Raw genomic sequence first — 20,433 nt, forward strand, 5'->3', positions numbered from 1 at the left:
GTAATTTTTAAATCTTTAAAGAAAGCTTCTGTTCCAATATCTACAAAGAAACCAATATTTCCTCTCATTGATTTATCATGAATCATTTGATCTACCACTAATAATGGTTGAAGATCATCATATTCTTTCACACTTAATTTATCCATTGCAATATCATGTTACTCTTGTTCTCTTATATATTTTGCGACGGTTTGATCATTTAATCCTACTGTACTCACATAATACCCTTCTGCCCAAAAATGTCTATTTCCATACTTATATTTCAAGTTTGCATGTCTATCAAAAATCATCAATGCAAATTTCCCTTTCAAGTATCCCATGAATGATGACACACTTAACTTTGGTGGTATCATTACTAACATATGTACATGATCACTCATCAAATGCCCTTCTATTATCTCCACCCCTTTATATCGGCAGAGTGTTCTCAATATTTCTCCTATATCTTTCCTTCGTTGATTATATATCACTTTTCGTCTATACTTTGGTGTGGAGACGATGTGCTAAAGAATTTGCTTTTTTAGCCACTATTTATTATTGCACCACCCGCATAGCAGGTGGTTTTCTATTTCGCACATTTCATGTGCTCAACTGACTGAAGTCATCAATTCTCTTTTCATTCAAATTGTATAAAAAAAGAACAATGTAATGATAAGACATTGTTCTTTATATTTTACTATTATGCATTATTTTTTCTTTTTATTTTTTTATTCTTTTTTTCTTTTATTTTTGCTGGTTTTTCATCTTCACCCACAACTCTTGTCTTAGCAAGATAATCATGGATACTTCTTTGAGAAGCTGATCCTAGAACAAAAACTCCTGAAATCATTGTAATAACCATACCAATCATTTTTAAATAATAGTCAAAATAGAAACCTGTTGCTAGTGTAAGCATTTGTCTTAAATAATTAGTAACAACAATAGCCGAACCTTCTAATAAGAATAATCCAACCCCTTGTCTAATAATCAAAGTTTTTAAACTCACATCACTATAATCATCATTATTTACAATCTTTATTTTTAACCAATGTTTTGCGAGTGTTTGTCCTGGATATTTCTTATAAGGAATATAAATATAATAAACAAAAGCCACAACAATACATAATATACCTGCAAGATAGGACCAATACGTTGGAAAACCTAAACTAGGAAAAACATAAAGATCACTAAACATATCTGATCTACCAGTGACTCCCCCATAGAATAAAACAGCAGGAAAACCACTAATAATACCGCCAACTGCCCAATCAATAGCATAAGCTATAACACGTTTACTTACTGGAACTTTTACAGGATTTCTATCTAGCCATTTTGTATGTTTAGCCCACAGTAATTGAATTTTAATTAATAAATAATGCATAATAAATACCTCCTATTTTGAATATAATGCATCCATTGCTATTTTAAATCTTCGCAATCCTTCTTTTAATTTAGATTGTGGACACCCTATATTCATTCTTAAATATTTTGGGCCACCATAAATTTCACCTTTCATAATCCCAATTCCACCAACATTCACTAAAGCATCTTGTATTTCTTCAGCAGTATATGGAACATCTCTTGCATCAATCCAAGCTAAATAAGTTCCATCTGGTGTTTTAAATTTAAAATCAGGCAACTCTTCTTTTATAAATTCTTCTACAATTTTCATATTTTCTTTAATATAATCATTAAGTTGATCAATATAATCATCGCATTGTGTATAACCTATCATTGTCGCATACATACCAAAAATACTTACAGAATTTAAGAAATCTTTTCTTCTTGTATGCATCAAGAATTTTTCTCTAACTTCTTCATTTGGTATCATTAAATATGAACCAATTAATCCTGGTGTATTAAATGTTTTACTAGATGAAGCTGCTGTATAAAGTTCATCATATTCATGAATATAAGATAATAAAGGGATATGTTTTCTATCTCTTAATTGAATATCCATATGAATTTCATCAGAAATAATTTTTACTTGATATTTTTTACATATCTTTATTATTTGATCCATTTCTTCTTTTGTCCAAATTCTTCCTGTTGGATTATGTGGAGAACAAAGTAATAATAATTGACATTCTTGTACTTGTTTTTCAAAAAGATCGAAATCTATTTCAAATGTCCCATCTTTTGATATTAAACGATGAGCAACTAATTGTCTATCATTATCTTGGATAACTGTATAAAATGAATCATACATAGGTTCAAATGTTAATACTTTATCATGAGGTTGACTTAATAAACGAATCAATAAGGAAACTGAATACATCACAGTAGGACTATATAAGATCCAATCTTCTTCAATATGTGTATGATGTCTTCTTTCAAAATATCCTGTAATAGATGATTTAAAATCATGATGATTCCATCTTGTATATCCATAAATTTGATGATGTGCCACTTCAAATATTTTTTCAGTAATAGGTTTAGGAATAATAAAATCTGTATCAGATATTGAAAATGGTATTAAATCCTTTTTATTAAAACGATCTTGTATATAATCCCATTGTGTACAATAAGTACCTAAACGATTATGAACCTCATTAAAATCATACTTCATTTATTTATCCTCCAAAATAATATAATCCTTTGTTGTTTTATTTAATGGTACACCTACACCATCAATAATAACAACATCATCTTCAATACGAACACCACCAACACCAGGAACATAAACACCTGGTTCACAAGACATCATCATATGTTCTTGTAAAACTGTTTCACTCTTTGAATTTAAAGTTGGTCCTTCACCATCTTCACCAATTCCTAATCCATGTCCTAAACCATGATTAAAATATTCACCATAACCTGCAGCCTCAATCACATCTCTAGCTGCTTTATCAACATCTTTTCCCTTAGCTCCTGCTTTAATAGCACTAAGACCAGCGAGTTGTGCCTTTAAAACAACATCATAGATTTCTTTGATTTTTGGATCAGGTTCTCCAATAAAACACATACGTGTCATATCTGATTGATAATTTTGATATTGAATACCAAAATCAATCATAATAGGTTCATGAGCTTTTACTTTTCTTGAAGTTGGACGACCATGTGGTAAGGCTGTTCTTTCACCTGTTGCTACTATTGTATCAAAAGACATTTGTTGTGCACCAGATGCAATTGAATAATATTGTACTAAAGCGCTAATTTCATATTCACTCATTCCTACATGAATGTGTTCAATTACTTTTTGATAGATTTCATCAGTAATTGCAATTGATTTTTTCATAGCTTCAATTTCTTCATCTTCTTTAACAATACGAAGATGAGCAATTTCTTGATCCAATAAAAGAACTTCTATCCCTAATTTTTCTATTTCATGATATTCCTTAACTAATACTTGATACGCTTCTACACCTAGCGTTTTACAATTTTCTTTTTTTAATATTTCTTCTACTGTCCCTAAATAATTACGTCCCGTTAAATGTGGATTATGTAATATAATTTCTAAATCATGTTCTTTTTCTTTGGCTTCTGTAATATAACGCCCATCTACAATTAAATAGCCATTTTCTTTTGTAATCAATACTTGACAACCACTACCAGTCATAGTATTCATCCATTTTTTTACTGTTTTACTTTTAATTAATAAAGCATCTATATCTTTTTCATCTAAAAATTCTTGTATTTTATTTATTCTTTTTGCCATTTTTAATCCTCCTACAAATAAAGGCAAGTCGAAACTTGCCTATTAATTAGAAGTCTAAGTCTAAATCGTCTAAGATAGCTGCATCTTCTGCACTGATAGCATTAGTTTCTTCTTCTTTATTACCATAAGTCTTTTCATATGATTTAACAAATGGATACCATATTAAAATAGATAGTATTAATTGTACTGCATTAACAACTATAGACATAGGATCCATATTCGTTAAGAATCCTTCTAGGAATACACCTACATATGGTGGTGTAAAGGTTGAACATTTCATAATACCTAAATACATCGCCCATCCACCTAATGAACCAATAATACCACCACAAATAACAAATGGAATAAAGAACATTGGATTTAATACGATTGGCGCACCAAATAGAATTGGTTCATTAATTCCAAATAATGCTGGAATAAATGATAATCTACCAACTTGTTTTAAAGCTTTATTCTTACTCATTAAGCACCAGAATACACAACCAATAGTAACACCACTACCTGTAAAGTTACCAAATGCTGATTCAGGTCCAGGAGCATAGAAGTGAGTTGCTACATGACCAGCTTGAACAGCAGCAATATTTTCTGCTAAGAATTGAGTCGAAATTGGACTTGTAATTGGGCTTAATACTGATGGATGAATACCAAAGAAGAATATTAAAGCTTGTAACATTTTTAAGAAAGTATAAGCAATTGGATTATCCATAGATCCTACTAACGGTGCAAAGATTGCTGTAAAGATTAATGGTGGCATTGTATTTAATACATTGACACAAACAATACGTACAATTAAGAAGAACCCAATAATGATTACTGAAATAGGAATCATTTCAAAAGAACGAGATACGAAATCAGGTACTGTATCTGGCATCTTGATTGTAAAGTTTTTCTTTTTACACCAACGGAATAATTCAACTGCGATAAATCCTGCAAACATTGCACAGAATAAACCTTTAGGTCCTAAATAAGTTTTAGAAATTCCACCATCTTCTGTGAATTCTACAACTAACATTAAGAATGATACTAATCCCATTGTTACACATCCTGGAATATCTAACTTATAAGAGGTAGCTAATTGATATGCAATAATTACAGTAACATAAACTGACATTAAAGCCATACCTACATTATAAGGAATATAGATAATATCCAAATTTGCTAAGATCCATTGAGAAATTACATGTTTTTCTCCAATCATATTTGGAATTGCTTCTGGGATCAAACAAAAACTACCGATAATTAACAATGGTGTCATTGCAACCATTGCTTTTTTAACAGCGCTCAAATGAACTTCTTTATCCATTTTATCAGCAAGCGGTGCTAAATACTTTTTCATAAAGTTCTCAAATTTTGAGTACATCGTTTTTTCCTCCCCATAAAATTATTTTTTTAAATCTGCTTTTCTACGCGCAATTAACGCTTGTTTCATGACAGTTGCCCCATCCATTTTTCCATATGTTTCTTGATCAACAATAACATAAGGAATCTTACGAGGTTCGATGATAGGTTTTACTGCATCTAATTTATGTGCAACTTGTGGTCCTAAAACTAAAACATCACAATTGTCTGCTTCAGATTGTAGAATATCAATTGGAATAGCAATAAAATCAAAATCAGCATCATTTAATTTTGCACTGTTATGTACTGTATCTTTCATACTATTCATAAGCATTGTTGTAGAAAGTCCACCTGCACAGCATAATACAATTCTCATTATTTACCCTCCTTTGCTTCAAATACATTTATTAGTTCTTCAATTAGATCTCTTGCTAATTGAGAAGTCATATAATGGTCTTGTGCATGAACCATTAATAACCCAACTTCTGGCTTATTTCCAGAGCCTGACATTTCGGCTTGAATAAGCTTTGTTTGAACAGTGTGAGCTTGTAAATCAGCTTCTTTAGCTTGTTCTAATATCTTTCTTGCTTCATCATATTCACCTGTTTTTACTTTCTTCAACGCTTCAAAAGCTAAAGATTTGCTTTGTCCAGCTGAAGAAATTAATCCTACAATAATTTGTTCCGTTTCTGTCATTTGTTTATCCTCCAATAAAATTAATAAAATTTTGATAATCTTGATATGTCAAATGATCTATTAAGCAGTTAACTAACTGTGTCAAACTTTCTAAATCATCACTATGAACAAATGAATAAGATCCATGACAATATCTAAGTGGTATTCCTAAAACAAGTGCCAAACGTCCACCTTTTTCTAAGTGTGCATTCCCAGCATCTGTTCCTCCTCCACCGAACATATCGCTTTGATAAGGTATTCCATGTTTACTGGCTAATTCTTTAACATATTTAATCAATTTTTTATTTGGTGAAAGAGTTTTGTCATAATGAACAATCATTGGCCCTTTACCAATTAAACGATGATTCGTATAGTTTTTAACAAGTTCTGGATTATTCGCAACATCAAGTGCAAAAACAATATCAGGATCAATAAGATGTGTCGCTGTTTTACCACCTCTTACACCAACTTCTTCACTACTTGTTCCTACAAAATAAATATCATTTTCAACATTTCCATGAATTCTTTTCATCGCTTCTATCATGACATAGCATCCTGTTCGATCGTCCATTGCCTTGCCAGCAATCACTTTATCTTGAATCTGTCTTGCTTCACTAGCAAAACAAACCATGTCACCAACATCAATTCCTAAAGCTTTTACTTCATCTGCACTATCAACTCCAATATCAACGTACATTTCTTTAACGTTACCGTTGCTATCTTTAGTCACATTTAATAAGCCTTCCACTTTTTTACCATCTTGCGTCGTAATTCTAACCATTTGCATTTCTTTGCTTTTATTTAAAACTGAACCTAAAGCTACTAAATATACAAAACCAATATCAGAAATATGTCTTACCATAAAACCTACTTCATCTATATGAGCACAAAACATGATTTTTAAAGGATTTGGTGAAGTCCCTTTTTTATGAAAAATAATACTTCCTAAACGATCACTAAAAACTTCATCACTATATTTTGCTAATTCTCGATAGAGAATCAATCTTACTTCATCTTCTACTGATGCTACACTATCAGCATTACTCAATTCTTTTAGCAATTCACTATTCATTATTTCCACCTCCTATTTCTTTCATTAAATTCATCATTTCTTCAAAAGAATCAACCTTCGTTAACATTTCAACATAATTACTCTTTTGCATTAAACGATATAACTTTTTAGTTATTACTTTATACATTTCAACTTGATCTTTCTTTAAACAAATCATAAAAACTATTTTTATTTCTTTACCATTTTGTACAAATGGTTTCTTTAAAATAGCTACAGAAATCATATTTTTAAGTGCATCTGTTTCAAGTGGATGGGGTATACAAACTCCATTTGTATAAATAGTACTTACATACGATTCACGTTCAAAAATCAAATCAGTATAGCCTTTTTTACCATAACCTTTTTCCTCTAATTCTTGTCCCATCATCCGAATAATATTTTCATAACTATCTGCTTCTATAAATTTAAAAAAATCTTTAGAAAAGAATGAATAATACATAGGATTATCTTGAATCAAAGTATAAGGATCATATTCTTCACATTGTAAAATTTGTTTAATCTTAACTAAATCTCTATCATCAAGTAGTTCTTTAATATAAATAATTGGTGCCTTGATTTCTTGAGATAAAGGCATGATTGTAAAAATTAAATCAGGTTGAAATGTTTTTAATTCATCTTGTTGTAAAAATGAAAATGTTTGTACCTCTGCTTGAGGAAATAATGATTCAATTTGTATCTTGATCATATAAGCACTTCCACCACCTGATGAACAAACAATTCCAATACGATTATAAGATAACAATTTACCTTGTTTTTCCTTTTCCATATGTGATGCAAAATGCATCGCTACAAAACCAATTTCATCAAATGTCACTTCAACGTTGTATTTTTCATGTAACATGCTACAAAATTGAAGAGCGATATTAAACATCATTGGGTATGTAATATTTAGCTCATTGGCTAATGGATTTTGATATGAAATTTTATTATGTAATCTATCTATTAATAATGAAACATGTGTTAACAACATTTTCTTAAAGTCTTCATCTTCAAGAAATTTCGTATCATATTTTTCATCTATTTGTTTTATAAATTCTTCAATGTCTTCTTTTAAATAATTTGTAAAAGAAGATATTGAACCTATTTCTCTTTTTATATTTTTTTGTAAAACTTTTAAAATCTCTTCTATGCTTTTTTTACTTAATCCTATAGCATATTTCTTTTCTAATATTCCAACTAAGAATTCAACAATTCGATGAATTTCATTATTTTTATCAAAAATAAATTCCTCTTTTTGTTCATCTTGTCTGTGTGCAATATAAATAACAATTTTTAAATACTCAATCACATTTAAAAGTTCATTATAGTTGATTTTCAATCCTTCTTTATTCAACTGTCTAATTAACTTTTGTTCAATGTCATTAAATTCTTCAATAACATCATTTACTGCCGTTTGAATAAAAACATTTTGATTTAAATATTCTTCAACTAAGTACTTTTTAAAAGATGTCAATTCATAACGTAACAAAATACCATAATGTGTTTTTCTTTCTAATTCAAAATGATAACTCTTTGCTAGATTTTCAACATCATTCATATCATGCTTTATAACAGTCTTAGATACTTGAAAAGTATCTGCAATGTTATTCATAGAAATATATCCAGTTTGAATAGCAAGATAAGCTAAAATTTGTGCTGGTCTTTCTTTAACCTGAAAATAAATACCTTCATTTAAGCTTTCCATAAAATCTTTAAACAATTCTTCATTTGTTATTTCTAAGAGATATCCAGAACCTCTTTTGTTATGAAATGTAAAACCTTTTCGAGGAGAAATACGCATTAAGTATGATAAGTCATTTTGAATCGTTCTTTTTGAAACATCATACTTTTGAACAAAGTAATCTAGTGAGAGATATATATTTGAATTTATAAAATCTTTCATAATTAGATACATTCTCATTGGTATTTCCACCTTCCTCTATCTTTATTATATCAAATTAAAATTTTGTCAAAAGGAAACCTTCTACATTTAAAAATGCAATAATTTTCCTAATCTCATCAAAAAAGAAGTCTAACGCTATTAGACCTCTAGAAATTATCTTTTAATCAAAATAAGTAATTTTTAAATCTTTAAAGAAAGCTTCTGTTCCAATATCTACAAAGAAACCAATATTTCCTCTCATTGATTTATCATGAATCATTTGATCAACCACTAATAATGGTTGAAGATCATCATTTAAATAGAAAATTGCTTTTTCATCTTCAATCACCGCTTTTAAACTAATCCATTCATTTATGTCAATGTCTACTTGATTTTCATATTTTGTAATGCCGTGTTCTCTAAAATAGGCAAATGTATAAGTTGGATAAGAAAAATATTGACAACCATGTTGTTTCCTTACCGGGTCATCACATTGTCTACCATTTGTAGGTCTTACATAAAATGATTCAAATTTTGTATCATCTTCATGAATACGATATGCAATACCAATAAATCCTCTCGCAAAATCTGGTGCCTCTTTTAATAAACGACTAAGCATCTTTACTTCAATAATTCCATTATGAAATGATGAATCAACTAATTTAGCGTACGTATTTTCATCATATTCATTAATTTTTCCACTTTTAATAACTCTTAAAACCTTTTCATTATCAATAACTTCATTTGAAATATGTGTATAATTTTCTTTCCAATTTTCTTTATTAATCATTTCTTATCCTTCCTTTCATCAACATCTTAAAATATCTTTTTTATTTGGTAAAGTAGGCTCTTTTTTGTAACTATGTTTAGCACTTGATTTACAAAAGTGCTAAACAATTCATATTCAGTTAACATAAGAGTCTATAATACAAATTAGCACAAGGATATGGTGAGCGCTAAAGGAGTGAATAGTATGATTAAACCATTGCATAAATTTGTATTAATAAAAAAAGAAGAAAAAGAAAATAAGACAGCAAGTGGAATTGTTTTATCAACAGAAAAGAAAGAAGTTCCTTCGATTGCAAATGTCATTGCTGTTGGTGATGAATGTACTTCATCATTAAAAGAAAATGATCGTGTTATTTACAAAGAATATTCAGGTACGAAAGTAACTGTTGAGGATCAAGATTATATTGTTATTGATGAAAAAGATATTATTGCTAAGTTTGAATAAGGGGGCAGATATTTATGAGTAAAGAAGTAAGATTTTCAAATGATGCACGTCAATCAATGTTAAAAGGTGTTAATGTTTTAGCGGATGCGGTAAGTGTCACATTAGGTCCTAAAGGACGTAATGTGGTCTTAGATAAAGGTTATGGTTCTCCATTAATTACAAATGATGGTGTAAGTATCGCTAAGGAAATAGAACTTGAAGATAAATTTGAAAATATGGGTGCTAAACTTGTATATGAAGTAGCCAATAAAACTAATGATGTAGCAGGTGATGGTACAACCACAGCAACTATTCTTGCTCGAAATATGATCGTGAATGGATTGAAAGCTGTAGATAAAGGAGCTAATCCTGTTTTAATGCGTGAAGGTATTGAAAAAGCAGGTAAAGAAGTTGCTGATGTTGTTTTGAAAAATTCACATAAAGTAGAAACAAGTCAAGATATTGCTTCAGTAGCGACTATTTCAGCTGGTAATGAAGAAATTGGGCAATTGATTGCTTCAGCAATGGATAAAGTTGGTAAAAATGGAATTATCAACGTTGATGAATCTAATAGTTTTGACAACGTCTTAGAAATCAATGAAGGTATGCAATATGATAAAGGATATGTTTCTCCTTATATGGTCACAGATCATGATAAAATGACTGTTGAAATGGAAAATCCTTATATCTTTATTACAAATCATAAAATCAATAATTTACAAGAAATTCTTCCAATTCTTGAACAAATCGTTCAAAGTAATAAACCATTATTATTAATTGCTGATGACTTTGAAAACGAAGTTATTTCAACCCTTGTTTTAAATAAACTAAGAGGAACATTCAATGTTGTCGCAACAAAAGCTCCTGGATTTGGAGATAACCAAAAAGAATTATTACAAGATATTGCTGCTTTAACTGGTAGCACCTTTATTAATAAAGATATTTCTATGGAATTAAAAGATGTTACTCTTGATCAATTAGGAACAATTAAAAAAGTAATCGTTACAAAAGATCATACAACAATGATTGCTGGTAATAATCCATCAGATAGTTTAAAACAACGTATTGAAAGTATTGAAAATCAATTAGCGAAAACAACTTCTTCTTATGATCAAAAACAATTAAAAGAACGTTTGGGTAAATTATCAAATGGTGTGGCAACAATTAAAGTTGGCGCAACAACTGAAAGTGAATTAAAAGAAAAGAAATTACGTATTGAAGATGCTTTAAATGCCACTAAAGCCGCTGTTGAAGAAGGTATTGTTATTGGTGGTGGTGCTGCTTTAGTAGAAGCATATAAAGAAGTTAAACCTCAATTAAAATCTGATAATGTAGATGTTCAAAAAGGTATTCATATTGTCATGGAAGCCCTATTTGCTCCAATTCAACAAATTGCTGAAAATGCTGGATATAATGCAGAAGATATTGTTGAAAGCCAAAAAACTGCGCAAAAGAATTATGGTTTTGATGCTAAAAATGGACAATGGGTCGATATGTTTGAAAAAGGAATCATTGATCCAACTAAAGTCACTCGTAGTGCTTTATTAAATGCTTGCAGTATTGCTTCATTATTCATTACAACCGAAGCAGGTATTGCCGATGCAAAAGATACTTCTAAAAACGAAGTTCCAACTCCTGCAATGTATTAATAGATAAGAAAAGTGATTCTTGTTTTAAATGAGAATCACTTTTTTCTTAGTATATTATGATATAACTTTATCCATTATTCTTTCTTTCCTTTAAATCTTCCTGATATAACAAAATGTATTTGTTCTGCAATCTTAAATTCTATTTTAAAATGATCATCTTCTTGCCCATAATATAAATCCACAATACTCTCTGGAGCAATTTCCTTTTGATAGTGCATTGTCATTTCTCCAATAAAATATTTTTCTAATACGTTTTGAGGAAGAAGATCCATGACCCATTCAAGATATCTTGCATTATTCATATGCTTATTTAAATCAATATCACTATACATGACTTCTCTTGTTTGAACTTTTTGAGTCTCTATATCTAAAAGCGGCTCGTATTTTTCTACAAAACTCGAATATTCTTCACATTCAGGAATTGTAATTCCTACTTTTTGTGGTCTGACAATTCTTCTTTTTTCAATATCTATTAATGTCCAAATAGAATAAATGCCTCCTACAACTTCATCATTGATTTTTAAATCATAGGTTCTAAAATATTGAATTTTTCTTTCCCCTTTAGCACGGGTAGAAACTATCAGTTCCTCTCCTACTAATAGTGGTCTTTTTAATTTAACTGTTTGCTTAACTAATACCCAACCATATTTTCCATTAAAACTTTCCTTCCACAAACCTATTTCCATCGCATTTTTAGTTGCAAGATTAGAAAGCTTTGATAATAAATCCGCATATTTATATTCACCATAATAATCGGCGTTTTGGTATTCTATTTCATATCGTTCACATGTTTCACTGTTTTTCATTTTTTTTCTCCAAAATGTTTATTTTTTATTAAATTAATAATAATATATTTATAATCAAAAGGAAAGGCTGGAAAATATATGAAAAAAATAAATAAGAAAAAAATATTCTTTGTTTCAATCACTTTCTTAATAACACTATGTTTACTTTTTTATTTTATATTTTCTTATTATTCTACTCCTATCCAACCTAGAACAATACATAAAAAAAATAAAAAAAACACATCCTACCCTACTGTTTCCTTTGTTGCAGTAGGAGACAATATTATCCATGAAAATGTTTATCAGTATGCCTTAAAACAGGGAAATGATACAACTTATAATTTTAAACCTTGTTATCAAAATATAAAAAAATATATTTCTGATCGTGATTTAGCTTATATTAATCAAGAAACTTTGATTGCTGGTGATTCTTATGGAATTAAAGGTTATCCTAATTTTAATTCTCCTGAATCTTTAATTGATGATCTACAAGATACAGGATTTAATATGGTTTCTAGTGCTACAAATCATTCCATGGATCTAGGAAAAAATGCTTTGATATCATCTGCACATATTTGGAAACAACATTCCGATATTCTCTTTTCTGGGCTATATGAAAATCAAGAAGACCGGCAAACAATAAGAGTCATTGAAAAAAACGGAATTCGTTTTAGTCTTTTAGCTTATACTTTTGGTGTTAATGAAACAACCAACTATAAATCTATTCAAAAACAATTAAAAACGTATCCTTATATATTAGGACAATTAAATAAGGAACAAATTAAAGAAGATGTAAACAACGCTAAAGCTCAAAGTGATGTAGTCATTGTAGCTGTTCATTGGGGTAAAGAAGGACATAGTGAATTATCTGATTTACAACAAGAATATGCTCATTATTTTGCTGATTTAGGTGTTGATGTTGTAATTGGAAATCATCCTCATTTAATTCAACCTATTGAAAAAATCAATCATACACTTGTTATTTATTCTTTAGGTAATTTTTTAAGTACGATGAAAGATGTTTATAATCAGTTAGAAGGAATGGTATGTTTGGATTTTGTTAAAAAAGAAGATGAAATCAGTATTGAAAATATTCAATATGTTCCTCTTGTCAATCATTATAATGATAATGTTGTAACTATTTATTCACTTAAAGAATATACTTCTACTCTTGCTAGTCAACATAGTATTTTAAAAGATCAAGCTGATATCATTAAAGAATTCAAAAATTATGTTAAACAAATGATTAGTAATGATGATATTGATATAGAAATGTGAGGTTTATATGAAGAAAAGAATAAGTCTATTAATATTAATAATCTGTATGGTTGGTGGTATTGTTTTTTTCTTTCCTAAAAAGAATACTCAGGAAGTAAAAATGGTAAAAAAGAAACAAACACCTAAAATAAGTTTTTATCATCAAGAATATAAAGAAAGATATGATACCTACCAAAAAGCACACCAAGATCTAAGTAAAAAAGAAGTTATTACACTTGTAAATATGAATCGTGATTTTGATTTTTATGGAAAAATCATCAAACAAGAACATCCTAATGATTTAAATACAATTGTTAATAAATATTATCAATTAGATGAAACCTATGAACCGAGTGATCTTGTTGAAATAAATACAAACGCAGGTACTTATGGAAGTTCTTATAGTAAACATACTGCTAGAAAAGTGGTTTATGATGATTTTCAAGCTTTAAAACAAGCTTGTATAAATAAAGGTTTTGAACTGTATGTGACTTCAGGCTATCGTTCAACAGTTTGGCAAAAAGAAATTTATAACCATATGGTAGAAACTTATAGTGTAGAAAGAGCAGATGAAACTTGTTCACGTCCTGGTCATAGTGAACATACAACGGGGTTAGGCTTAGATATTGCTTTAGATCAATATAAATATGAAGAAGTTGAAAATCACCCTCAATATTCTTGGTTTTTAAGCCAACTAAGTAATTATGGTTTTATCTTACGTTATCCAAAAGATAAAGAAGAACTAACAGGGTATAGTTATGAAGCTTGGCACATTCGTTATGTAGGAAAAGACCTAGCCCAAAAAATAGAAAAAAGTGGTCTAACTTTTGATGAATATTATGCTAGAAACTATTAGAAGATGGCAAAGCTATCTTCTATGTTTCCAATATTCAGTTACAGGAACTTTAGGATTGCTTTCATCCCAAGGCATCTCATGTCTTTCAAAATAACCAATGACGTGTTTATTAGAATCTCTAACAGGTACAAAGAATTCTCTTTCACCTGTTTTAGTATTATAAGTTTCAAACATTTCATCTTCACCAGCATCGGCTCTTTTTAAAAATTCTTCAATTTTAACTTTAGAGTTTTCACTATGACAATTAAATAAACTTTGATTGATTTTTACACGCTCACCATATCTTTCTTTAGCAGTTTTATTCATATAGCGCACAATATGTTGTCGATCAACAAAAACAATTTCATAACTATAAGCATCTAAAATACTTTCTAATATTTCCTTTGTAATTTCCATTGTGTTCTCCTTTTTTATCATTGTAACATATTTGCCTTATTAATAGGTATTTTTCCTACTATACTATTTTTGTTTTTTCTTGTATAATAATAAGGTAATTATTTAAAGGAGCGTCTTTTATGGGAGATTTAAAATATTTATTACCTATTTTAGTAGCTGTTATTTTAGTGTGGATTACTTATCTTGTCATTAATTTCGTAGCTACAATTATTAAAACAAAGAAGAAAGATGATACCATGGTTTGTGGTTTAAACATGCAAGGAAAAATATTCTATGCAATCATTATTGTTATTTATTTAGTAATGCTTGTTTATTGTATTTATTACATGATTACGCATTTATTAAGTGGCGATGTTGATAGTGTTTATTTACCATTAAACGCTTTCACAATTTATTCTTTTGTTTTCTATTTAATGATTCAATGGATTATTTTCTTTGGACAAAAACAAGTTTTAATTGGTCGTGTTTTATTTGATTATAGAAAAATTAAAAGAGTCACTTATCCAAAGAAAACAAAATTACGTTTTACTTATGGACAAAAGACATTAGAAACATATATTCGCTTTATCGATGATTCTATTCTTAAAAAATCATTACAAAGAACAAGATAAAAAGCAATTTCGGTCGAAATTGCTTTTTTATTTGATGGGAATCCAAATATTATGATAATTAAAATATTCTTCTTCTGGTTTCCACATTGAAACCACTTGAGAAATCACATCTCCTGCGAGTTGGAGATTGTTTTTTTCCATATAATCAAAGGCGGGCTGTAAAACCTCATATGTCAGTATTTGACTCGAACGAGAAGGAACGCACATATAAAGACATAACTGTTCAGGATAGTAATGAACATATTCACTTTCCTTGATATCAAGTACTCCCGCAAATTCTTCCTCTACCCCTATTCCATAGTAGAATTCCTTATTTTCATTTTCAATATGTTCTTTAGGAAAAAGTGCCGTAGAAAAAACAAATGGTATTTTTTGACAAAATTCTTTAAGTTCTTCACGTTCTTCTTTCTTTAAATCTATCGTATAACATTTTTGTGTATCAATACGATAGATTCCTGGTCTTTTTTGTAAAGTAAAGTTTGAGTTTTCACTTCGACTAATCAACTTTCTATTCGTACGCAATCTTTTCAATAAATTCATTTGATAAATAATATTCTTTTGAATGATTTGTTCTTGTTCTTCTAATAAATCATCAATTTCTTCTAAAGACTTACTTTGGAGTATTCCCACTGTTTCTTCAATTGATAATCCAAAGCCAAGATAACAACGTGCACGAATCAGCATATGAAGATCCCAAGTTGTATAATAGCGATATCCTGTTTCTTGATCATGGATGGGCGCAATGATTCCTTTTCTTTCATAATAACGAATTGTTTCAGCTGTAATTCCTAGTATTTTAGCAAGTTCTCCTATTGTATAAGTATTGTACATAATCCCCCAACCTTCAAATTGTTTTAAAGTTTTCACCAAATTATAACATATTTTCCTCTTTTTTTACCTTATTTGATACTTTTTTACCCCCTTGACTCTCAAACGATTTGAGAGTTTAAAATGACTTTGTTAAAAAAATAACATGTGATGTTAAATAAATAACAAAGGGAGAGAAAAATTATGGAAGAAAAAAAAGTTGTTCTTATTACAGGTGGAGCAATGGGACAAGGTCGTGCTCATGCCTACAAATATGCTGAAAACGGATTTAATGTTGTTTTGGCTGATATGTTAGAGCCATCTCATGAAGCATTTAAAGAAACAATTGCAAATTGTGAAGCAAAAGGAGCAAAAGTTTTAGCTAAAAAAGCAAACATTACTTCTACTGAAGATATGGAAGCATTATTTGCTTCAGCATGGGAAACATTTGGTCGTTTAGATGTTGTGATTGCTAATGCTGGTGTTATTAACTTCGGTTATACTTGGGAATTAACTGATGAACAAGTTGAAAAAGTAATGGATATTAACTTAATTGGTACTTGGCGTACTGATAAATATGCTGCTCAATATATGTTAAAACAAGGATTTGGTCGTATTATTAATATTTCATCAACTTCTGGTTTATATGGTACTCCTCAATTAGCTACTTATTGTATGAGTAAATGGGGTATTTTAGGATTAACTAAAACTCTTGCTAAAGAAGTGGGTTCTAAAGGAATTATCGTTAATGCTTTATGTCCTACTAAAGTTAAAACTCCAATGTGTGAAACAATGGATTATGTTAAATTCATTAATGATTTAACTGGTAAAGATTTCAAATCTGTTGAAGAAATGTATGCAGGAGTTCCATTCCTTGAAGTAGAAGATATCGCTAGTATGGTTTACTGGTTAGGAACTAGTAGAGAAGCTGGTAAATTTAATGGACAAGGTGTACCACTTGATTTAGGTACTTTACAATAATAAAGGGAGAAAAGAGAATATGAAAATTACAAAAGCAACACGTTGGCGTGTTTTTGCAGGAGTTTGGATTCAAAGTTTATTCACTTCTGCCACTGCCTTCTTTAGTTTATTCTGTTTGCCATTTTGTAATCAATTCGGATGGAGTAATTCAGATTTTTCAATGGCATACACAATTTATATGTTTATCTACTGTGCAGTAGGTTTCCTTGGTGGTATTTTAGCTGAAAAATTACAACCAAGAGTAGCTATTTATATTGGTTTAGTTTTATTTGCTGGAGGATGGATCTTAACTGGTTTTGCTTCATCTATTCCATTCTTATATATTGCTTATGGTGTCATTGCTGGTGCTGGTGCTGGAACAATTTATCCTGCATGTTTACCAACAGCGTTAAAATGGTTCCCAGATAAAAGTGGTTCTATCTCTGGTTTAGTTCAAGCTGGAGCTGCTTGTGGACCTTTCATTATGTCACCTATCGCTCAAATGTTAATTGATAACTTTGGAGCACCAATGGCTTGTAAAATTTTAGGTGTTGTATTCTTAATCGGTGTCGGAGCTGTTGCTTGGATGATTGTTCCTTGTCCTGATGGATGGACTCCTGAAGGTTGGGTACCAAGTGCACAACAAAGCAAAGAATTACATACAAAAGATTATAATATTCCTCAAATGGTTAAAACTTCAATCTTCTGGGTATTATTAGTAATGTTTATTTTTGCTAATGCTGCTGGAACAATGATGGTTTCTGCAACATCACCAATTGCTCAAACTCAAATTGGTTTATCAGCGATGGATGCGGCTTTATGTGTAAGTTTAATGACTTTATTTAATATGTTTGGTCGTTTATCATTTGGTGTTATTTATGATAAGTTAAAAGGATGGAATTCTTTAATTCTTGTCTTGATTTTAAATGGTATTTCAATGCTTATGCTAACAGTAGCTCATTCATTTGCATACTTTGTCGCATGTATTGCTTTAGTTGGTTTCTCATTTGGTGGATTACTTGTTGTTTTCGCACCAATGGTTAAAACAATCTTTGGTTCTAAATATTATAACAGAAACTATGGTTTGATCTTTATTGGCTATGGTATTGGGGCTTTCGTTGGTCCTAAGATTTCCGCAAGTTTCTTTGATGCTACAGGATCTTATGTGATGGGATTCATTGGTTCAGCTATTCTTGCTGCAGTTGCTGTTTTATTAGTCGTTGTGGCTAAAAAACTTGCTAACAAAATGTTAAATGCTTAATTATAAGAGGTGAAAAATTTCACCCCTTTATTTTATACTTTCCTTTACCTTCTTTAATCATTTTTCCTTCATCACAAAGCTTCTTTAAGATTCTTTGTAATTGTCTTCGACTACAATGAAGATAATTTGTGGCTTCTTCAATGCTTTTTAATGAACCATAACAATAATATTTCAAATAATATAAAAAACGTTCTTCAATACTTTGATAAACAAATTGATTGGTTGATGATTGTTTTAATTTAGAAGCGATTGAATTTAAAAGTGTATGTAGAAATTTTATATCTTGATTAAGCTTTTCTTTATTATCTTTTAAAGATAGCGCCAACGTTTTGACCTTTGTTTTTGCTTCCGCAAAAAACATCGGATTTAAATCATCAACAAATTCCATATCACCTAAAATACATAATTCTTCACTTTGAGAAACTACAGTTTGTCTTCCCTCTTGATCAATAAAAGAAATCAATAACGTTCCTTCTAATACAAATTGAATATATTGTGTTTTTTCTAAAGGATTGATCATTGTTTCATCTTCTTCATATTCAATCCCTATAAATTCATATTCCTTAGAAAAATAATTGTCTATTTTATATTCTTCTTTTACTTTATTTATTAAATTTTTATCATAGATCTTTTTCATACCTCTATTGTGTCACATGTCACAATAATTGACAAATCATTTTGTTATACTTCCCTAGAAAGAGAGAGATTTATATGAATAATAATGATTTATTTGAAAAAGTGCCTATATCTAAAGCATACTTTAAACTTGCTTTACCCGTTGTATTAAGCATGGTTATTTCTTTAGTCTATAATATGGTTGATACATTTTTTGTAGCACAGACACAAAATACAAATCTTGTTGCTGGTGTTTCTTTATGTGCGCCTATTTTTACTTTAATGATAGCTTTAGGAGACATCTTTGGTATTGGAGGTAGCTCTGTTATTTCTCGTTTATTTGGACAAAAACAAGATGAAGAAGGAAAGAACGTCAGTGGTTTTTGTTTCTATGGAGCTATTGTTTGTGGTATCTTAGTTTCTCTTATTATGATGATTGCTAGAAAACCAATTTTAACAATCCTTGGAACAAATCAAGCAACACTTCCTTATGCCAGCCAATATTATACTTATATGGCTTTAGGAGCAACTTTAATTATCGTTTCCTTGACTCCTAGTAATCTCATGAGAACAGAAGGATTAACTACAGAATCAATGATTGGAACAATTACTGGTTCAATTATCAATATGATTTTAGATCCTATTTTTATTCTCTATTTAAACATGGGAGCTGGTGGTGCAGCTATCGCAACCATTATTGGTTATTTTGCATCTGACCTTGTTTTTATTTATCTTACTTTAAAGAAAAGTAAGAAATTATCAATTTCTTTAAAACATACACATATTACTAAAAATGAAGTCATTTCTATTTTTAAAATTGGTATTCCCGCCTCTATTACAAATTTAATGTCTAGCTTTGCGATGGCGATGACAAACAATTATTTAGTTACTTATGGAAATGACAAAGTAGCAGCTATAGGAATTGTTTTAAAAATCAATATGATTGTTTTACTTGTCATGATTGGTTTTGCTTTTGGTACACAACCTTTACTTGGATATAATTATGGTGCACATAATACTAAACGTTTAAAAGAAATTATTAAGTTTGATTTATTTGTAGAAATTACTTTTGCAGTTATTACATCTATTATCTTAGCTTTATTTACACCATCATTTATTAAAATATTTATGAATGATCCTTCTATTATTCAAACTGGAACATTGATGTTAAGATTTTTGCTTTTATCTTCTCCTTGTGTAGGGATTATTCTTGTCTTTACAACTTTATTTCAATCAGAAGGAAAAGCACTTCCTGCATTATTACTTTCAATAGGTAGACAAGGTATTGTTTTTGCAATTTGTCTTCTTCTTTTATCAAATATTTTTGGATATTATGGTATTATTAGTAGTCAAATGATTGCGGATATTATCACTGCAATCATTGCACTTATTTTATATAAAATATATAAATAACAAAAAGATGTCTTGTACTATATAAGA

22 protein-coding genes are annotated in these 20,433 nt (G+C 29.6%); 8 read left to right on the plus strand and 14 right to left on the minus strand.

Annotation, left to right across the window (positions count from 1 at the left end; all coding sequences use genetic code 11):
- Positions 1-158 precede the first annotated feature (158 nt).
- The 10 genes from tnpA to LJD32_RS08860 all read right to left on the minus strand — a co-directional run bounded on the left by tnpA (position 159) and on the right by LJD32_RS08860 (position 9,373).
- Positions 159-500 carry an IS200/IS605 family transposase gene (tnpA, locus tag LJD32_RS08815; protein ID WP_227392212.1) on the minus strand — a complete coding sequence of 114 codons (342 nt, stop codon included), beginning with the start codon at positions 498-500 and terminating at the stop codon, positions 159-161.
- Positions 501-679: 179 nt separating this feature from the next.
- Positions 680-1,360: an RDD family protein gene (locus LJD32_RS08820; RefSeq protein WP_227403815.1), complete on the minus strand. Its 681-nt coding sequence runs from the start codon at positions 1,358-1,360 to the stop codon at positions 680-682.
- A gap of 12 nt (positions 1,361-1,372) precedes the next feature.
- A complete protein-coding gene (locus LJD32_RS08825; RefSeq protein WP_032090937.1) occupies positions 1,373-2,548 on the minus strand; it encodes a MalY/PatB family protein in 1,176 nt (391 codons plus the stop codon).
- A complete protein-coding gene (locus LJD32_RS08830) occupies positions 2,549-3,637 on the minus strand; it encodes a M24 family metallopeptidase (protein WP_227392195.1) in 1,089 nt (362 codons plus the stop codon).
- Positions 3,638-3,683: 46 nt separating this feature from the next.
- Positions 3,684-4,997: a PTS sugar transporter subunit IIC gene (locus LJD32_RS08835; RefSeq protein WP_117851486.1), complete on the minus strand. Its 1,314-nt coding sequence runs from the start codon at positions 4,995-4,997 to the stop codon at positions 3,684-3,686.
- Positions 4,998-5,018: 21 nt separating this feature from the next.
- Complete coding sequence (locus tag LJD32_RS08840; protein WP_022002600.1) at positions 5,019-5,351, minus strand: PTS sugar transporter subunit IIB; 333 nt, start codon at positions 5,349-5,351, stop codon at positions 5,019-5,021.
- Entirely contained in the window at positions 5,351-5,671 is a 321-nt protein-coding gene (locus LJD32_RS08845) for a PTS lactose/cellobiose transporter subunit IIA (protein ID WP_022002599.1), read from the minus strand. Before LJD32_RS08845 ends, LJD32_RS08840 begins: the two co-directional genes overlap by 1 nt.
- Positions 5,672-5,675: 4 nt before the next feature.
- Complete coding sequence (ypdE, locus tag LJD32_RS08850) at positions 5,676-6,722, minus strand: aminopeptidase (protein WP_227392196.1); 1,047 nt, start codon at positions 6,720-6,722, stop codon at positions 5,676-5,678.
- Positions 6,715-8,622, minus strand: a complete 1,908-nt coding sequence (locus tag LJD32_RS08855; RefSeq protein WP_147580705.1) for a BglG family transcription antiterminator — start codon at positions 8,620-8,622, stop codon at positions 6,715-6,717. Before LJD32_RS08855 ends, ypdE begins: the two co-directional genes overlap by 8 nt.
- A gap of 142 nt (positions 8,623-8,764) precedes the next feature.
- Positions 8,765-9,373, minus strand: coding sequence for a hypothetical protein (locus LJD32_RS08860; protein WP_227392197.1), 609 nt, complete (start codon positions 9,371-9,373; stop codon positions 8,765-8,767).
- A 183-nt stretch (positions 9,374-9,556) separates the two neighbouring features.
- On the opposite strand from LJD32_RS08860, the gene LJD32_RS08865 reads away from it, so the two are divergent.
- Together LJD32_RS08865 and groL are read left to right on the plus strand one after the other, a co-directional pair.
- Complete coding sequence (locus LJD32_RS08865; RefSeq protein WP_032090942.1) at positions 9,557-9,817, plus strand: GroES family chaperonin; 261 nt, start codon at positions 9,557-9,559, stop codon at positions 9,815-9,817.
- 14 nt (positions 9,818-9,831) lie between these two features.
- Entirely contained in the window at positions 9,832-11,445 is a 1,614-nt protein-coding gene (gene groL / locus LJD32_RS08870; RefSeq protein ID WP_032090943.1) for a chaperonin GroEL, read from the plus strand.
- A 74-nt stretch (positions 11,446-11,519) separates the two neighbouring features.
- Here groL and LJD32_RS08875 read toward each other — a convergent pair whose 3' ends face one another.
- Positions 11,520-12,251 carry an acyl-[acyl-carrier-protein] thioesterase gene (locus LJD32_RS08875; RefSeq protein WP_227392198.1) on the minus strand — a complete coding sequence of 244 codons (732 nt, stop codon included), beginning with the start codon at positions 12,249-12,251 and terminating at the stop codon, positions 11,520-11,522.
- A 78-nt stretch (positions 12,252-12,329) separates the two neighbouring features.
- Between LJD32_RS08875 and LJD32_RS08880 the strand changes: the two genes are divergently transcribed.
- Positions 12,330-13,508, plus strand: a complete 1,179-nt coding sequence (locus LJD32_RS08880) for a CapA family protein (RefSeq protein WP_227392199.1) — start codon at positions 12,330-12,332, stop codon at positions 13,506-13,508.
- Positions 13,509-13,515: 7 nt separating this feature from the next.
- Entirely contained in the window at positions 13,516-14,343 is an 828-nt protein-coding gene (locus tag LJD32_RS08885; protein WP_227392200.1) for a D-alanyl-D-alanine carboxypeptidase family protein, read from the plus strand.
- Between the two features lie 12 nt (positions 14,344-14,355).
- Here the strand turns inward: LJD32_RS08885 and LJD32_RS08890 are convergent, their stop codons facing one another.
- Positions 14,356-14,739: a PAS domain-containing protein gene (locus tag LJD32_RS08890; protein ID WP_032090947.1), complete on the minus strand. Its 384-nt coding sequence runs from the start codon at positions 14,737-14,739 to the stop codon at positions 14,356-14,358.
- A gap of 119 nt (positions 14,740-14,858) precedes the next feature.
- On the opposite strand from LJD32_RS08890, the gene LJD32_RS08895 reads away from it, so the two are divergent.
- The gene (locus LJD32_RS08895; protein ID WP_032090948.1) at positions 14,859-15,350 is read left to right on the plus strand and encodes a hypothetical protein; all 492 of its coding nucleotides are present in this window, start codon (positions 14,859-14,861) and stop codon (positions 15,348-15,350) included.
- A gap of 27 nt (positions 15,351-15,377) precedes the next feature.
- Here the strand turns inward: LJD32_RS08895 and LJD32_RS08900 are convergent, their stop codons facing one another.
- Positions 15,378-16,181, minus strand: coding sequence for a MerR family transcriptional regulator (locus LJD32_RS08900; RefSeq protein WP_227392201.1), 804 nt, complete (start codon positions 16,179-16,181; stop codon positions 15,378-15,380).
- Between the two features lie 180 nt (positions 16,182-16,361).
- On the opposite strand from LJD32_RS08900, the gene LJD32_RS08905 reads away from it, so the two are divergent.
- Positions 16,362-17,138, plus strand: coding sequence for an SDR family NAD(P)-dependent oxidoreductase (locus LJD32_RS08905; protein ID WP_147580710.1), 777 nt, complete (start codon positions 16,362-16,364; stop codon positions 17,136-17,138).
- Positions 17,139-17,157: 19 nt separating this feature from the next.
- Complete coding sequence (locus tag LJD32_RS08910; protein WP_227392202.1) at positions 17,158-18,378, plus strand: OFA family MFS transporter; 1,221 nt, start codon at positions 17,158-17,160, stop codon at positions 18,376-18,378.
- 19 nt (positions 18,379-18,397) lie between these two features.
- Here LJD32_RS08910 and LJD32_RS08915 read toward each other — a convergent pair whose 3' ends face one another.
- Positions 18,398-19,015 (minus strand): Crp/Fnr family transcriptional regulator, encoded by a 618-nt coding sequence (locus tag LJD32_RS08915; protein WP_175301287.1) that lies wholly within the window; start codon positions 19,013-19,015, stop codon positions 18,398-18,400.
- A 74-nt stretch (positions 19,016-19,089) separates the two neighbouring features.
- Between LJD32_RS08915 and LJD32_RS08920 the strand changes: the two genes are divergently transcribed.
- Complete coding sequence (locus LJD32_RS08920; RefSeq protein ID WP_227392203.1) at positions 19,090-20,406, plus strand: MATE family efflux transporter; 1,317 nt, start codon at positions 19,090-19,092, stop codon at positions 20,404-20,406.
- Positions 20,407-20,433 lie beyond the last annotated feature (27 nt).

This window comes from Faecalibacillus sp. TM498, from assembly GCF_020589955.1.
Taxonomy (GTDB): domain Bacteria; phylum Bacillota_I; class Bacilli_A; order Erysipelotrichales; family Coprobacillaceae; genus Faecalibacillus; species Faecalibacillus intestinalis.

Coding starts and splice junctions, on each gene's coding strand:
- LJD32_RS08860 (WP_227392197.1), bottom strand. CDS start 9,373: ATGATTAATAAAGAAAATTGGAAAGAAAATTATACACATATTTCAAAT.
- LJD32_RS08855 (WP_147580705.1), bottom strand. CDS start 8,622: ATGAGAATGTATCTAATTATGAAAGATTTTATAAATTCAAATATATAT.
- LJD32_RS08835 (WP_117851486.1), bottom strand. CDS start 4,997: ATGTACTCAAAATTTGAGAACTTTATGAAAAAGTATTTAGCACCGCTT.
- LJD32_RS08920 (WP_227392203.1), top strand. CDS start 19,090: ATGAATAATAATGATTTATTTGAAAAAGTGCCTATATCTAAAGCATAC.
- LJD32_RS08905 (WP_147580710.1), top strand. CDS start 16,362: ATGGAAGAAAAAAAAGTTGTTCTTATTACAGGTGGAGCAATGGGACAA.
- LJD32_RS08895 (WP_032090948.1), top strand. CDS start 14,859: ATGGGAGATTTAAAATATTTATTACCTATTTTAGTAGCTGTTATTTTA.
- LJD32_RS08875 (WP_227392198.1), bottom strand. CDS start 12,251: ATGAAAAACAGTGAAACATGTGAACGATATGAAATAGAATACCAAAAC.
- LJD32_RS08890 (WP_032090947.1), bottom strand. CDS start 14,739: ATGGAAATTACAAAGGAAATATTAGAAAGTATTTTAGATGCTTATAGT.
- LJD32_RS08910 (WP_227392202.1), top strand. CDS start 17,158: ATGAAAATTACAAAAGCAACACGTTGGCGTGTTTTTGCAGGAGTTTGG.
- LJD32_RS08880 (WP_227392199.1), top strand. CDS start 12,330: ATGAAAAAAATAAATAAGAAAAAAATATTCTTTGTTTCAATCACTTTC.
- LJD32_RS08865 (WP_032090942.1), top strand. CDS start 9,557: ATGATTAAACCATTGCATAAATTTGTATTAATAAAAAAAGAAGAAAAA.
- LJD32_RS08820 (WP_227403815.1), bottom strand. CDS start 1,360: ATGCATTATTTATTAATTAAAATTCAATTACTGTGGGCTAAACATACA.
- LJD32_RS08830 (WP_227392195.1), bottom strand. CDS start 3,637: ATGGCAAAAAGAATAAATAAAATACAAGAATTTTTAGATGAAAAAGAT.
- LJD32_RS08845 (WP_022002599.1), bottom strand. CDS start 5,671: ATGACAGAAACGGAACAAATTATTGTAGGATTAATTTCTTCAGCTGGA.
- LJD32_RS08915 (WP_175301287.1), bottom strand. CDS start 19,015: ATGAAAAAGATCTATGATAAAAATTTAATAAATAAAGTAAAAGAAGAA.
- LJD32_RS08900 (WP_227392201.1), bottom strand. CDS start 16,181: ATGTACAATACTTATACAATAGGAGAACTTGCTAAAATACTAGGAATT.
- LJD32_RS08885 (WP_227392200.1), top strand. CDS start 13,516: ATGAAGAAAAGAATAAGTCTATTAATATTAATAATCTGTATGGTTGGT.
- groL (WP_032090943.1), top strand. CDS start 9,832: ATGAGTAAAGAAGTAAGATTTTCAAATGATGCACGTCAATCAATGTTA.
- LJD32_RS08825 (WP_032090937.1), bottom strand. CDS start 2,548: ATGAAGTATGATTTTAATGAGGTTCATAATCGTTTAGGTACTTATTGT.
- LJD32_RS08840 (WP_022002600.1), bottom strand. CDS start 5,351: ATGAGAATTGTATTATGCTGTGCAGGTGGACTTTCTACAACAATGCTT.
- ypdE (WP_227392196.1), bottom strand. CDS start 6,722: ATGAATAGTGAATTGCTAAAAGAATTGAGTAATGCTGATAGTGTAGCA.